We start from the raw sequence: 14,452 nt of genomic DNA on the forward strand, positions 1-14,452 counted from the left end.
GTTCAGTGGTGTTCATAGGATTTGCGTACGACACGGACACTGTGGGAGCGGGCTTGCCCGCGAAGGGGCCGGCACAGCCAACGACTATTTCAGCCCATGATTACGCTGGAAGACCTCCTCCCCCATCGCCGCAATCTGCCCTTCGATCAACGCCTCGAACGGCTTCAACAACGGCGCAAACGAAGTCGGTGCCTCCAGAGTCTCCAGCGCCTGCACAATCGCCTCCACCGTCGACAACGCCCCAGGCCCCGGTGCCTTGCGCAACCGGTAACGGGACACGCCGCCCTCAGCCAGCGTCACCCGAGGCAACGCCGCCATTAGCGGATTCAAGTGCAGCATCTTGCGCGCCTTGCGCCAGGTGCCGTCCGGAACCACCAGCAGTATCGGCTCATCGACCGCGCCATAGGTCTGCATCGGCTGCGCCTCTTCGCCCGGGAACAACAACCGCGCCTGATACCCCGGCTGATTCAGCAGCGCAGGCAAATCCTCGAACACCTCACCGACGATCAACTGCGCGTTCCTCAACCCAAGTGCCGCCAGACGCGCAGTGTTCAGCGCATGGTTCACTTCACTTGGATGCTGCAACAACAGAACCCGGGTGCGGCTGTCGAGGCTGGGAATCAGCGGGCACAGGCAATGGCTTTGCGGGCGCAGGCAGCGGGAACATTGAATTCTGGACATCGTCTTCACGCCTGATTCAGTTGGGCTTTGAGCAAGTCACGGAAGGTCTGGATCAGCGGCTCACGACTGCGGCCACGGCGCACGATCATCGAGAACGGCGCCTGATAACCGAAGGTCGCCGGCAGTAGCACCCGCAAATCACCCTTGTCGGCCCAAGCCTGAGCATAGTGCTCCGGCAAGTAACCGATGTAGGCGCCCGACAGCACCAGAATAAGCTGCGCCTCCATACTCTCTACCGTCGCGGCGCTGTGCTTGAAACCATGGCGAGCCAACTCGGCCTGACTCCAATAACCGCGACCGACCATACGCTGCTGGGTGATGACCTGCTCGGGGATGCGCCGTTCGTTGAACAACGGATGCCGCGAGCTGCAATACAACCAGTGTTGTTCGCGGTACAGCGGCATGTACACCAGCCCGCTCATGCGTGTGGAAAACGCACCGATGGCCAGGTCGAGCCGGTTGTCCTGCACGCCCAATTGCAGCTCATAGGGACTCATGACCGACAAATGCAAATGCACCGCGGGATGTTCCTGGCTGTAGGCGCCAATGGCTTCGGCGAACGGCAAGGCCTTGTCGCTGACCGTCGAGTCGATCACCCCCAGGTTCAGCGTGCCGCGCAACTCGCCCTTGAGCGCGGCGGCGTATTGTTCGAAACCTTCCAGCTCGCCCAATAGACGCAAGGTTTCCTGATGAAACAGCTCGCCCTTGCTGGTCAGACTGAAACCGCCACGCCCGCGATGGCATAGCACCAGGCCGAGGGACGACTCAAGCTGGCTCATGTAGGTGCTGATGGCCGACGTCGAGAGGTTGAGCTCTTGCTGGGCGTTGGCGAATCCCTGATGCCGCACCACGCTGACGAAGATGCGCAATAGTTTCAGGTCGGGTAAAGCGTTGGGCATGGGGTACTCCAGAACCGGTCGATCGTTCCCACGCTCTGCGTGGGAATGCAGCCCGTGACGCTCTGCGTCACATGCACGAAAACAGCAGGACGCGGAGCGTCCATGGATGCATTCCCACGCAGAGCGTGGGAACGAGCACATTCAGAAAGCGGTGAAGTCTATCTCCGCCACCACCATTAGTTTAGAAAAATCTGAACTAAGTATTTGCGCGTAGCGATTCTTCCCGACCACTACATTTCGCAGAATCGGCCCACAGTGGTGCCCGTACCCTCTGAAAACGGCGCAACCAAATAAATAAAACAACGACGATGAGGCCTTACCCGTGGACAAGATTCTTCACCAACCACTGGGCGGCAACGAAATGCCGCGCTTCGGCGGTATCGCCACCATGCTGCGACTCCCCCATGTACCTACCGCCGCCGGCCTTGACGCTGCCTTCGTTGGCGTGCCGCTGGACATCGGTACTTCGCTGCGCCCCGGCACCCGCTTCGGGCCGCGTGACATCCGCGCCGAATCGGTGATGATCCGCCCGTACAACATGGCCACCGGTGCTGCGCCGTTCGACTCGCTGTCGGTTGCCGATATCGGCGACGTGGCGATCAACACCTTCAACCTGCTGGACGCCGTACGGATCATCGAAGAGTCCTACGACAACATCCTCGAACACGATGTGATCCCCCTGACCCTGGGCGGCGACCACACCATCACCCTGCCGATCCTGCGTGCCATCCATAAAAAGCACGGCAAGGTCGGCCTGGTGCACATCGACGCCCACGCCGATGTGAACGATCACATGTTCGGTGAGAAAATCGCCCACGGCACCACCTTCCGTCGCGCCGTCGAAGAGGGTCTGATTGACCCGGACCGCGTCGTACAAATCGGTCTGCGCGCCCAGGGCTATACCGCCGACGACTTCAACTGGAGCCGCAACCAGGGCTTCCGTGTGGTTCAGGCCGAAGAGTGCTGGCACAAATCCCTGGCACCGCTGATGGCCGAAGTTCGCGAGAAAGTCGGTGGCGGTCCGGTGTACCTGAGTTTTGACATCGACGGTATCGACCCAGCCTGGGCACCCGGTACCGGCACCCCGGAAATTGGTGGTCTGACGACCATTCAGGCGATTGAAATCATTCGCGGCTGCCAAGGCCTCGACCTGATCGGATGCGATCTGGTCGAAGTCTCGCCCGCTTATGACACCACCGGCAACACCTCGCTGCTGGCCGCCAACCTGCTGTACGAAATGCTCTGCGTACTGCCTGGCGTGGTCCACCGCTGAGGGTTGGTCATGAACGAACGTGATCAGGTTTTGAAAGCGGCTGCCGACCTGGTATCCGCCTTCGCCCGAAACGATCGCGAAGCCTACTTCGGCGCGTTCAGCGCCGATGCCAGCTTCGTCTTCTACACCCTCGAACAACCGCTGCTGTCACGCGACGCCTATCAGGCGATGTGGGATGGCTGGCGAGCCGAGGATGGCTTTGAAGTGCTCTCGTGCACCTCAAGCAACGCCTTCGTCAGCCTGCAGGGTGACGTGGCGATTTTCATCCATGACGTGGCCACCGAGCTGCGCATGCAAGGGGAGCAACACTTCAGCCAGGAGCGCGAGACGATTGTTTTCAAGAAACAAGCGTCTGGCCAAGAACAACAAGGCCTGTGGCTGGCCTGTCACGAACATTTGTCCGCATTGCCGGAAGGGCTGCCAACCCCTTAGCACAAACAGGTGACGCTCACACACGATGAGCGCGCCTTTATGATCGGAGCAGATCATGAATAACAAAAACAACGAAAACAGCCTTAGCATCGAAACAAACGGGGTCGAACAGATCCCGGACAATGAGCGCACCGCACGGCCCAGCGACCTGTTTCGCTTGATCTTCGGCGGCGCCAATACCTTTGCAACCGCCGTGCTCGGCAGTTTCCCGGTACTGTTCGGCCTGTCCTTCCAGGCGGGCGTCTGGGCGATTGTGCTGGGCGTGGTGCTCGGTGCATTGATCCTCGCGCCGATGGGCCTGTTTGGGCCGATTAATGGCACCAACAACGCCGTGTCCTCCGGTGCTCACTTCGGCGTGCACGGGCGTATCGTCGGTTCCTTCCTGTCACTGCTGACCGCTATCGCGTTCTTCTCGCTCTCCGTCTGGAGTTCGGGCGACGCGCTGGTGGGCGGCGCCAAGCGACTGATCGACCTGCCGGAAACCGACCTGACCCTGGGCCTGGCCTATGGTCTGTTCGCGCTGCTGGTACTGACCGTATGCATCTATGGCTTCCGCTTCATGTTGTGGGTCAACCGCATCGCCGTGTGGGCGGCCAGCCTGTTGTTCCTGCTGGGCATCTTCGCGTTTGCCCCGGCGTTCGACAGCCAGTACGCGGGCACTGTAGCCATGGGGCAAGCCGGTTTCTGGGCGGCATTCATCGGCGCCGCACTGGTGGCCATGAGCAACCCGATTTCCTTCGGCGCGTTTCTCGGTGACTGGTCGCGTTATATCCCCCGTGAAACGCCCAAAGGCCGGATCATGGTCTCGGTGATCGCCGCACAACTGGCCACGCTGATCCCGTTCCTGTTCGGCCTCGCCACCGCCACTATCGTGGCGATCAAGGCACCGGACTACATCGCTGCCAATAACTATGTCGGCGGCCTGCTGGCCGTTTCGCCGACCTGGTTTTTCCTGCCGGTGTGCCTGATTGCGGTGATCGGCGGCATGTCCACCGGCACCACCTCGCTCTATGGCACCGGGCTGGACATGTCCAGCGTGTTCCCACGGGTTCTGTCGCGGGTAAAAGCCACGTTGCTGATCGGCGTGATGTCGATTGCCTTCATCTTCATCGGGCGCTTCGCGGCGAACCTGGTGCAGAGCGTGTCGACCTTCGCCGTGCTGATCATCACCTGCACCACCCCGTGGATGGTGATCATGATCATCGGCCTGCTGGTACGTCGCGGCTTCTACTGCCCGGATGACCTGCAAGTGTTCACCCGTGGTGAAAAAGGTGGCCGCTACTGGTTCACCCACGGTTGGAACTGGCGCGGCATGGGTGCCTGGATCCCGAGCGCGGCGGTTGGCCTGTGCTTCGTGAACCTGCCGGGGCAGTTCGTCGGCCCGCTCGGCAACCTGGCCGATGGCATCGACATCAGCCTGCCGGTGACCCTCGGCCTGGCCTCGGTGGTGTACCTGTTGTTGCTCAAGATGTTCCCGGAAACGAGCGCAGTGTTCGGCCCGAAAGATTCACGCAGCAAGAGCACGGACCCGCTCGTTACACCGGCGATGCAACAAGTCGCCTGAGTCAACGCATTACCTGTGGGAGCGGGCTTGCCCGCGATGAACGATGACGCGATCAGTCTGCAAGGCTGTGGCGTCCCCATCGCGGGCAAGCCCGCTCCCACAAGGGATTGATTTTCAGCCTCACATAAAAAAGACAATCGGAGACACGCCATCATGGCTTTGGATTTATTCGTCGTACTCATCTACGCCGCCGCGATGCTGATTCTCGGCTACTACGGCATGCGCAAGGCCAAGACCAACGAAGAGTTTCTCGTTGCCGGTCGTAACCTTGGCCCAACCCTGTACATGGGCACCATGGCGGCCACCGTCCTCGGCGGCGCGTCCACCGTGGGCACCGTGCGCCTGGGCTACGTGCATGGCATCTCCGGTTTCTGGCTCTGCGCCGCACTGGGTTGCGGGATCGTGGCGCTGAACCTGTTCCTCGCCAAACCGCTGTTGAAACTGAAGATCTACACCGTTACCCAGGTGCTGGAAAAGCGCTACAACCCGATGGCCCGCTCCGCGAGCGCGGTGATCATGCTGGCCTACGCCCTGATGATCGGCGTGGTCTCGATCCTGGCAATCGGCACCGTGTTGCAAGTGCTGTTCGGCCTGCCGTTCTGGCTGTCGGTACTGGTCGGCGGTGGCGTGGTGGTGATCTACTCGGCCATCGGCGGCATGTGGTCGCTGACCCTGACCGACATCGTCCAGTTCGTGATCAAGACCGTTGGCCTGATGTTCATCCTGTTGCCGATCTGCCTGTACCGCGTTGGCGGCTGGGATGAGTTGGTGACCAAACTGCCGGCGGCGAGCTTCAGCTTCACCACCATCGGTTGGGACACCATCATCACCTACTTCGTGATCTACTTCTTCGGCATCCTGATCGGTCAGGACATCTGGCAACGGGTGTTTACCGTCAAGACCGCCAAAGTCGCGCAGTATGCAGGTACCGCTGCCGGCATCTACTGCATCATTTATGGTCTGGCGTGCGCCCTGATTGGCATGGCTGCTCACGTGCTGATCCCGGATCTGGACAACGTCAACAACGCTTTCGCCGCGATCGTGAAGCTGTCCCTGCCGGACGGTATCCGTGGCCTGGTAATCGCTGCTGCTCTGGCCGCCATGATGTCCACCGCCAGCGCCGGCCTGCTCGCCGCTGCTACCACCCTGAGTGAAGACCTGCTGCCGAAACTGCGCGGCGGCAAGCAGTCGAGCCTCAGCATGAACCGTCTGGTGACCCTGCTGACCGGTATTGTTGTACTGGGTATCGCCCTGGTGGTGAACGACGTGATCAGCGCACTGACCCTGGCCTACAACCTGTTGGTGGGCGGCATGTTGATCCCATTGATGGGTGCGATCTTCTGGAAACGCGCGACTACCGCCGGCGCCATCGCCAGCATGGGCATGGGCTTCGCCACTGCCTTGCTGTTCATGGTCAAGGACGGTCTGGATGCCAACACCCCGATCTACTACAGCCTGGCCGTTGGCCTGGTGAGCTTCATCGTGGTCAGCCTGCTGTCCCGTCGCCCGGCCGTGGTGGCGAGCGCCATCTAAGCTGAACATAACGACTTGATGCTTTCTTCGACGGGTGTGGCGTCGGTTGCCACACCCGTTTTTTTTCGTCTGAAGGAAAGTGGTTATGAAGATTGTCAGCCGTGACCTGTGGTTCGAGGTCCAGCAGCTCAACGACGGCATCCGCCTGATTCATGAGCCGTACATCCGTCCCTTCTATCGCTGCAACCTCTGGCACATCCAGGGCCGCGACAAGGACCTGCTGCTCGACAGCGGTTCGGGACTGGTCAGCCTGCGCGAGCAACTGCCGTGGCTTACCGAGCGGCCATTGGTTGCCGTGGCCAGTCACTGCCATTTCGACCACATTGCAGGGCATCACGAATTTCCCGAACGGCTGGTGCACCCGGCCGAGGCCGACATCCTCGCCGCACCCAACGGTGACAACGACTTGAGCAAGGCCTATGTCGGCGACGACATGTTCGAGGCGCACCCTGATTGCCCCTTGTGCTACGCCGAATACCGGGTCAAAGCCGCCCCCGCCACAGGCATGATTGAAGAAGGCGACGTACTGGACCTGGGAAACCGTGTGCTGAAAGTGCTGCACACACCGGGACATTCGCCAGGAGGAATCAGCCTCTACGAAGCGGCGACCGAAACCTTGTTCAGCGGCGACATCATTTACAACGGACCATTGATCGAAGACGCCTATCACTCCAATCTCGACGACTACGCACGCAGCCTCCAGCGTTTGCGCACGCTGCCGATCCGCATGGTACATGGCGGACATTTCGGCAGTTTTTCCGGAGAGCATTTGCGCAACATGATTGACGAGTGGCAACGCTGTCACGGCTGAAGCCTGCTGTACTCAACGGCAGGAACAAATCCGCAGGGACGACAACCGTTTCGGCCCCGAAGAAGCCTCATGAAAAGAGCAGCCGTGCGTGCCGCCGTGCATCACTTCATCAGTCGCCTGCTGGAGGGTCGCAATGACTTTGACCACAACGCCAGCCTGGCGCAATTGGGATTGGATACAACGGATATTGAAGAGCTGATTATTCATCTGGAAGATGAATTTGGCTTGACCGCGTTCACCGCCGAGGAAGACCGGTTACTCAAGACTGCCAGGACGGTCAATGACTTGAGTCGATTTTTGATGGAGATCGGGCGGCATTGACTGCCGCACCTGCAGGAACTTTGAGACCGCCAGGATCGCAGCCTTCGGCAACGTCTATTACGTTCGCGCGCAATCGCAGCACTGACACATTCCCCGTGGGAGCTGCTCAACGCTGCGATCATTTCAGTCCTTGTGGTTTACCGGCGACGCTGCTGGCGTCGGCGTTGTTCGTCGTCCGTACGAATGGGCACAGGTTGCAGAGGCGGTTCGATCAAACCGAGTGCGACACCCAGGTCATGCAGCCAGTTTTGGATTTTCTCTTTCATGATGCCCCCTTCAGGGTAGTGCCGAGCGACCGGAATTCTGTAGTCGCTTCGCACTGATAATAGTCCGAAGTACCGAGCAATGCTCGCCGAACATCGCAATGATCTGTTACTGAATTGATCACAATCCGACCGCACCCGTTCAGGCAATCGCCTGGGATTGAATCGGTGTCGTCGGGTAAACCATCTGTTGTTGCTCGATCCACGCATTCAGGTTGGCCCCGACCATGCCCTTGCGCCACATCAGCCAGGTGCTGGCCGTCGCAAACGGCTCCTGTAATGGATGGACAGAAACACCTTCACGCCCCGGCAGGCTGGCGAGCATCGACTCAGACATCAGCGCAACTCCGGAGCCGGCGATCACACAGGCGAGCATCCCCGGATAGGATTCGATCTCCATTGCCCGCCCCATGGCCGCATGATCGCTGGAAAACCAGGACTCCAGGCGCATGCGATAAGAGCAACCCTGGCGAAATGTGAAGACCGCACGCCCTTCCACGTCCCGCGCGCTGCGGATGGGCGGGTGATCGGCCTCGCTGATCAATACCAATCGTTCTTCACACAGCATCACGCCGTCGATTCCGGCCAGTGTCGGCGGGCCGTCCACCAGCGCCGCATCCAATCGACCGGTGAGCAAGCCTTCCAGCAATTCACCACTGGGCCCGGACTGCACTTGCAGGTTCACCGCGGGATAGTGACGGTGATAGCGCGCCAATAGCGCCGGAAGGTGAATGGCGGCGGTGCTGTACATGGTGCCGAGCACGAAGTCGCCAGCTGGCTGACCGCCTTGCACTGCAGCGTGGGCTTCATCATGCAAGGCGAACAGCTTGGCGGTGTAGTCCAGCAAGACTTTTCCCGCAGGCGATAGCTGCAAGCGCTGACGCTCGCGCACGAACAATTCAACCCCGAGCTGCTCTTCCAGTTGCTTGAGCCGGGTCGACAGGTTGGACGGCACCCGATGCAGGCGTTCAGCGGCACGGGTGATGGACCCCTCCTGCGCAACCGCCTGAAAGATACGCAATTGGCTGAATTCCACGCCATTCTCCAAACATGAACAAGTTACTCACTATTATTCATTTTTAAAGAAAGTCAATCAGTCCTAGCCTGACGGTCATTGAACCTCTGCTGGAACCCGCACCATGAATCCCCTGACTCGCTTGATCGCCAGTTTTATCGCTTTGATGATGGCCATGGGCATCGGCCGTTTTGCCCTGACACCACAATTACCCCACCTGCTCAGTGAAGGTCAGATTGACCTGACCGGCGCCGGCCTGATTGCCGCAGCCAATTACTTCGGCTACTTCGTCGGTGCTGTCGATGCCATGTTCTCGCGACGGCCCGAACAAGTCCGCCGTCGTTTGCTGGGCGGTTTATGGTTGTGTGTACTGCTGACTTTTGCTTCGTTCTGGGCCAATGGTTTCTGGGCGCATCTGCTGTTGCGCTTCGGTACTGGCGTGGCGAGCGCCTGGGTGCTGGTGATGATTACCGCGCTGAGCCAGCCGCTCGCTGCCGCCGCCGGTCGTCCACGACTCGGTGCCCTGGTATTTGCCGGACCGGGTCTGGGCATTTTTCTGACGGGCTTGTTGGCCTTGGGCTCGAACCTGCTGGGCCAGACGTCTGCCACGCTGTGGCTGGTGTATGGCGTCGTCGGCCTGCTGATGTTGCTGGGGATCGTGGGACTGCTGCCGCAGCCGCAGGTCAACTTGACCACAACGACCAACCTCGTCAGCACCGGTAACCAGGGCATCGGTCGTCTGGGTGCGGTCTATGGCTTGTACGGTTTGGGCTACATCATCCCGGCCACGTTCCTGTCGCAAATGGCCAATGCGCAGTTTCACGGTCAATGGCAAGCCGATCTGTTCTGGCCGTGCTTCGGCCTGGCGGCGGCAACCGGTGTGGTACTGGTGAGCCTGCGGCGGCAAGCAACGGGGGCAACTCGTCATTGGCTGATCGCGACGCTCTGGCTACAAGCGGCAGGTGTGTTCGCTTGCCTGCTGGGCAACGGCCCGGGCCTGGCGCTGGGTGTGATTTTGTGCGGCACACCGTTCCTGGCGTGCATGCAACTGGTGATGCAACGCTCCCGTGAACTGGCGCCCCATGCCACCCAACGCAACGCCGGATTGCTGACCGCATGCTTTGCCGTGGGTCAGCTCGCGGGGCCATTGCTGGCAGCGTTGAGCAGCCATTTCAGTGGTGGATTGCAGCCTGCACTGGTGATTGCCGGCAGTGGTCTGCTGCTGGCCGGTGGCTTGTTGTTCAGCCCGCTCAGGGCTGTCCAAGCGCTCTGCGCAAACGGCGTCGAACCCACTGCTCAGCGCTGACAAATGTAATGCCCAACAACACAAGAACCGCGCCGATCACAAAGTTCAGGCTCAGCTTTTCACCCAGCAGCAACACGCCGAACGTGACGCCGAACAGCGGCGTCATGAACGAAAACACGGCCAGGTTCGCCGCCAGATAACGGCGCAACAGCCAGAACCAGACCAGGTAGCTGAAAAACGACACCACCACGCCTTGAAACAGCACGCTGGCCACCGCCACGGTGGTCAGGCTGACATGGGTGATCTGACCGCTCACCAGCGCAATCAACAGCAAACCGACGAAACCGACAATCAACTGATAGAACAATGTCAGGGTCACCGGCGCCTCCGACAAGCGAGAAGCGCGTACCACCACCGTGGTCGCGCCCCAGGCAGCACCCGCCAGTACGCCCAGTGCATCGCCCAGCAACATGCGGCGATCTAGATTGTCCCAGGACACCCCACCGGCAAATGCAATGCCGATCCCGACAAACGCAAGAATAATCCCCAGCCATTGCACCGGTCTCAAACGCTCACTGGGCAATAGCCAATGCACGCCCAACGCGGTGAAAATCGGCGCGGTGTAGAGGAACACCGACATGTGCGCCGCCGTGGTCAGTTGCAGGCCTTCGGAAATGAAGAAAAACTCCAGGCCAAACAAGGCACCGGCCAACAGCCCGCCGCGCCATGTAGCACCGACCTGATCCCAACCACCCTTCCAGCAGATCAACAACCCTACGAGCAGCGCGGACATGCCTGACCGCCCTGCCGCCTGCATAACCGGCGCAATGTCGGGCGCCGCCCACTTGATCATGACCTGCTGAACACCCCAGACCAGGCACAGCCCCAGCATTACCTGCAAGGCAAATCCATCGGCGCTGCGCCGGGTGACGTTCAATTCGATACCTCGACAACACAAGACATGGCAGTGACTCGACAAAAAAGAAAAGCCCCGTCACCTCTTGTTTATCAAGCGGTGACGGGGCAAAAAATTATGTTGCCGATTATTAACCAGTTGGCCAGAAAATGCCGCCTGGTTTCGGTGAAATCAGCTCAGCTCAATGCGATCGGCATGAATGACAATCTGGCCGTTCTTGTACAACGCACCAATGGCCTTTTTGAAGTTGCCTTTGCTGACGCCGAACAGGCTGCTGATGATGGCCGGGTCGCTCTTGTCACTGACTGGCAGGCTGCCGTTGTTCTCACGCAACTTGGCGAGGATCTTCGAGTTCAGGCTGGTGGCCGCTTCCTGGCCAACCGGTTGCAGGCTCAGGCTGATCTTGCCGTCAGCACGAACTTCCTTGATGAAGCCCTTCTCTTCTTTACCGGCGCGCATGAACTTGAAGATTTCGTTCTTGTGGATCAGGCCCCAGTGTTTGTTATTGATGATTGCCTTGAAGCCCATTTCAGTGGCTTCGGCAACCAGCAAGTCAACTTCCTGGCCAGGTGTGTAGTTCGCTGGCGTCTTGTCCAGGTAGCGGTCCAGACGCGCCGTCGCCGTGATGCGACGGGTGTGCTTGTCGAGGTAGACATGCACCACGGTGTACTCGCCGGCTTTCATCTGACGCTTTTCTTCGGAAAACGGCAGCAACAGATCCTTCGGCAGGCCCCAATCCAGAAACACGCCAATGCTGTTGACTTCAACAACTTTCAAACTTGCAAATTCACCCACTTGAACTTTCGGCTTTTCAGTCGTTGCGATGAGTTTGTCATCACTGTCCAGATAAACAAATACGTTGAGCCAGTCTTCATCTTCGCTGGGAATATCTTTTGGAATATAACGATTAGGCAAAAGAATCTCACCGTCCGCGCCACCGTCCAGATATAAACCGAAGTTAGTGTGTTTAACCACTTGCAAACTGTTGTAACGCCCGACTAAAGCCATGTCCAATACCCTCATTACGTGGCCGCATTCTACCCGGTTTTGTGGGCGGCGTTCGATGGCCGACCCGGTGGCGCGAGAAAATCTGGCGAAAGCCTTGATTTGCCTGGATTCCGGATTGGGTGATCGGCCGCTCGTCTGACCGAGTCGACGACTTTCGTCGGTGTCACTCCCGCATATTTTTTGATTTTCCAGAGCCATGTTTTTATTTAAAACAGCGACTTAGGAGAGACATTCAAACACCAAAACCCTATTTGGCTGGCCCTTGCCTCGGGATATCCATGGGATATTGGCCAAGCAAATGGCAGCCAAATCCTGTACGATGCGTGGCCAAGTTAATTTTCTACAGGTTAATGGCCGCCATGCGCGTAAAAGCATCCCACAGCAAAGCAAAGCCAGCTCCAGCCGTCGAAACCAGCGAATCGATCAACAGCCAGATCGCTGCCTTCCTCAAATCCGGCGGTGAAATCCAGCAAATTGAAAAAGGCGTCAGCGGCCAAACTTTCGCCCCGTCCAAGCAGATCACGCTGGGCAAGAAGTAAATAACGCATCACCTGGTCCCCGAGCGCTTTGAGCTTCGAAGCGCTTGGACTGGATCGCGCAACACACCCCCTCGCTAACCACCCATCTTGAGAAAATCGACGAACGGCCCTCGATGCCGGTTATTCGTCGGTATCCTTGCACGCGTCTGGATCAAGCGTTTCAGCAGGCCAAACCGCCTGCCCTCGCTGTTCATGGAGTGACGCATGTTCAAACCCAACTGCTTACCTTTACTGCTCGGCGGCCTGCTGGCGAGCTCCATCGCCCATGGGCAGATTTTTCAGCGTGAGCTGGGTAACTTCGACCTCAAACTCGGCACCAGTCCCAGTCGCAGCATGGCCCAAGGCCTGGTCAAACCCTCCGCCGCCGGCTCGTTCCATGGTGGCCTGGATCTGACGCACGACAGCGGTTTCTACGTTGGCCAATGGTCACCCAGCATGGGGATCAGCCAGGGAAAGAATCTGGAAATCGATTCCTATGCAGGCTTCAAACACCCCTTCGACCAAACCCTCGGCTACGAAGTGGGCATCATCCATTACAGCTATCCCGAAGTGGACACCCTCAACAGCCAGGAACTGTTCGGTGGCCTGACATTGCTCGGCAGCCGATTCGGCGTCGCATTGAGCAACGACCCTGACAAACAGAACAGCACCCTGTTCGCCGACCTCAGTGGCAACCAACCGTTTGGTATCGGGATCAGCATGAAGTACACCACCCACCAATTGAATACACCGGTCGCGGTGGACGATGGCTACGTAGACAGTTTTACCGACTGGTCGGTCAAACTGTCTCGCCCCTTCATGGGTATCGACCTGGACCTGATCTACAGCGACTCCAGCCTCAGCGGCAGCTATTGTTCAGCTTATTCCGGGCACAACAGCCAATGTGACGGGCTTGTCACCCTCAAGGCTGAACGCGCCTTCTATTGATTGGCTGAACTGCCGGGCTCATCCTGCGTTCACATGAGAATCAGACCCCGAAGCCCGGCTTTCGCAAGGATTGGCCCATGTCTCGCTGGTTCAAATACTTCGCCGTTACGCTCATGTTCAGCCTCACCCTTGGCGGTTGCAACCGTATGGGCCTGGCCTACCGAAACCTCGACGTGATTATTCCCTGGACGCTCAGCGACTACCTGGACATGAACGGCGAGCAAAAGGGTTGGTTCAATCAGCGCCTCAAAGAGCATTTGAGCTGGCATTGCACCACGCAAATGCCGGGTTACCTTGACTGGCTGGATCGATTGCAAAGCATGGTCGCCGCCAACGAGGTCACCGATACTGCCTTGCAAGCCCGTGCCACTGAAGCCAAACAGGCGATCGCTGAAACGGCCCGGGAAATCACTCCTTCAGCCGTCGAACTGTTGCAAGGGCTGGATGACAAGCAGGTCGCAGAGATGAACGAGGCATTCGCCAAAGACCAGCGCAAACACCAGGAGCAATACTTGAAACCGTCCCTGGACCAGCAGGTCAAGGAACGTGGCGAGCGCATGCAGAAGCGCCTGAATGACTGGCTTGGTCCGCTCAGCCCTGCCCAGCGGCAACGAGTGGCTGCGTGGTCGAATGCCTTGGGCGACCAGAATACGCAATGGATTGCCAATCGGGTGCATTGGCAAAATCAGTTCAGCGCAGCTGTGGCGCAACGACATAGTCCAGAATTCCCACAGCGGATAGAGACGCTACTGGTCGACCGAGAACGTTTGTGGACGCCTGCATATCGCCAGGCTTTCGCCAAAACCGAGGGCCAGGCGCGTTCGTTGTTCGTGGACCTGATGGCAGAAAGTACGCCGGAACAACGTCAGCGATTGCAGACCAAAATTGAAGGGGTGAAGGAGGACTTCAGTGATTTGAAATGCCTGAAGGCCGCGAAGCAAGGCTGACCCCCCCTCGTAGGAGGGGATGCTGTTCACTTAAGCGAATGAAGACCACTGTAGGAGCGAGCTTGCTCGCGAAAAAC

The 14,452-nt window shown here is 58.9% G+C and carries 16 protein-coding genes; 10 read left to right on the forward strand and 6 right to left on the reverse strand.

The window, feature by feature from the left end; translation table 11 throughout:
- Positions 1–84: 84 nt before the first annotated feature.
- Both ACRESJ_RS13140 and ACRESJ_RS13145 read right to left on the reverse strand, forming a co-directional pair.
- Entirely contained in the window at positions 85–681 is a 597-nt protein-coding gene (locus ACRESJ_RS13140; RefSeq protein ID WP_431758268.1) for a tRNA-uridine aminocarboxypropyltransferase, read from the reverse strand.
- Between the two features lie 5 nt (positions 682–686).
- Positions 687–1,580 (reverse strand): LysR family transcriptional regulator, encoded by an 894-nt coding sequence (locus ACRESJ_RS13145; RefSeq protein WP_431758269.1) that lies wholly within the window; start codon positions 1,578–1,580, stop codon positions 687–689.
- Between the two features lie 322 nt (positions 1,581–1,902).
- Here ACRESJ_RS13145 and speB point away from each other — a divergent pair, with 322 nt between their 5' ends.
- The 6 genes from speB to ACRESJ_RS13175 all read left to right on the forward strand — a co-directional run bounded on the left by speB (position 1,903) and on the right by ACRESJ_RS13175 (position 7,514).
- The gene (speB, locus tag ACRESJ_RS13150) at positions 1,903–2,853 is read left to right on the forward strand and encodes an agmatinase (protein WP_416129761.1); all 951 of its coding nucleotides are present in this window, start codon (positions 1,903–1,905) and stop codon (positions 2,851–2,853) included.
- 9 nt (positions 2,854–2,862) lie between these two features.
- Positions 2,863–3,285: a YybH family protein gene (locus ACRESJ_RS13155; protein ID WP_431758270.1), complete on the forward strand. Its 423-nt coding sequence runs from the start codon at positions 2,863–2,865 to the stop codon at positions 3,283–3,285.
- Positions 3,286–3,340: 55 nt separating this feature from the next.
- Positions 3,341–4,849 (forward strand): purine-cytosine permease family protein, encoded by a 1,509-nt coding sequence (locus ACRESJ_RS13160; RefSeq protein ID WP_431758271.1) that lies wholly within the window; start codon positions 3,341–3,343, stop codon positions 4,847–4,849.
- Between the two features lie 153 nt (positions 4,850–5,002).
- Positions 5,003–6,382 carry a sodium:solute symporter gene (locus ACRESJ_RS13165; protein WP_431758272.1) on the forward strand — a complete coding sequence of 460 codons (1,380 nt, stop codon included), beginning with the start codon at positions 5,003–5,005 and terminating at the stop codon, positions 6,380–6,382.
- 85 nt (positions 6,383–6,467) lie between these two features.
- Complete coding sequence (locus ACRESJ_RS13170; protein WP_431758273.1) at positions 6,468–7,193, forward strand: MBL fold metallo-hydrolase; 726 nt, start codon at positions 6,468–6,470, stop codon at positions 7,191–7,193.
- A 69-nt stretch (positions 7,194–7,262) separates the two neighbouring features.
- Positions 7,263–7,514, forward strand: a complete 252-nt coding sequence (locus ACRESJ_RS13175) for an acyl carrier protein (protein WP_431758274.1) — start codon at positions 7,263–7,265, stop codon at positions 7,512–7,514.
- 137 nt (positions 7,515–7,651) lie between these two features.
- Here the strand turns inward: ACRESJ_RS13175 and ACRESJ_RS13180 are convergent, their stop codons facing one another.
- Together ACRESJ_RS13180 and ptrR are read right to left on the reverse strand one after the other, a co-directional pair.
- On the reverse strand, positions 7,652–7,780 hold the full coding sequence (locus tag ACRESJ_RS13180) for a PA1414 family protein (RefSeq protein ID WP_007914492.1): 129 nt from the start codon (positions 7,778–7,780) through the stop codon (positions 7,652–7,654).
- Positions 7,781–7,919: 139 nt separating this feature from the next.
- Complete coding sequence (gene ptrR, locus ACRESJ_RS13185) at positions 7,920–8,813, reverse strand: putrescine utilization regulator PtrR (RefSeq protein ID WP_431758275.1); 894 nt, start codon at positions 8,811–8,813, stop codon at positions 7,920–7,922.
- Positions 8,814–8,916: 103 nt separating this feature from the next.
- Here ptrR and ACRESJ_RS13190 point away from each other — a divergent pair, with 103 nt between their 5' ends.
- Positions 8,917–10,098 (forward strand): MFS transporter, encoded by a 1,182-nt coding sequence (locus ACRESJ_RS13190; RefSeq protein ID WP_431758276.1) that lies wholly within the window; start codon positions 8,917–8,919, stop codon positions 10,096–10,098.
- On the opposite strand, the gene ACRESJ_RS13195 is transcribed toward ACRESJ_RS13190, so the two are convergent.
- Positions 10,043–10,975, reverse strand: coding sequence for a DMT family transporter (locus ACRESJ_RS13195; RefSeq protein WP_431758277.1), 933 nt, complete (start codon positions 10,973–10,975; stop codon positions 10,043–10,045). The genes ACRESJ_RS13190 and ACRESJ_RS13195 overlap by 56 nt on opposite strands.
- Before the next feature lie 150 nt (positions 10,976–11,125).
- Entirely contained in the window at positions 11,126–11,962 is an 837-nt protein-coding gene (locus ACRESJ_RS13200) for a CvfB family protein (protein ID WP_431758278.1), read from the reverse strand.
- A 350-nt stretch (positions 11,963–12,312) separates the two neighbouring features.
- Here ACRESJ_RS13200 and ACRESJ_RS13205 point away from each other — a divergent pair, with 350 nt between their 5' ends.
- The 3 genes from ACRESJ_RS13205 to ACRESJ_RS13215 all read left to right on the forward strand — a co-directional run bounded on the left by ACRESJ_RS13205 (position 12,313) and on the right by ACRESJ_RS13215 (position 14,375).
- Positions 12,313–12,501, forward strand: coding sequence for a hypothetical protein (locus ACRESJ_RS13205; protein WP_431758279.1), 189 nt, complete (start codon positions 12,313–12,315; stop codon positions 12,499–12,501).
- A gap of 204 nt (positions 12,502–12,705) precedes the next feature.
- Entirely contained in the window at positions 12,706–13,428 is a 723-nt protein-coding gene (locus ACRESJ_RS13210) for a TorF family putative porin (protein ID WP_431758280.1), read from the forward strand.
- Between the two features lie 77 nt (positions 13,429–13,505).
- Positions 13,506–14,375: a DUF6279 family lipoprotein gene (locus tag ACRESJ_RS13215; protein ID WP_431758281.1), complete on the forward strand. Its 870-nt coding sequence runs from the start codon at positions 13,506–13,508 to the stop codon at positions 14,373–14,375.
- The last annotated feature ends 77 nt before the right edge of the window (positions 14,376–14,452 follow it).

Source organism: Pseudomonas sp. (genome assembly GCF_050739655.1).
Classification (GTDB): domain Bacteria; phylum Pseudomonadota; class Gammaproteobacteria; order Pseudomonadales; family Pseudomonadaceae; genus Aquipseudomonas.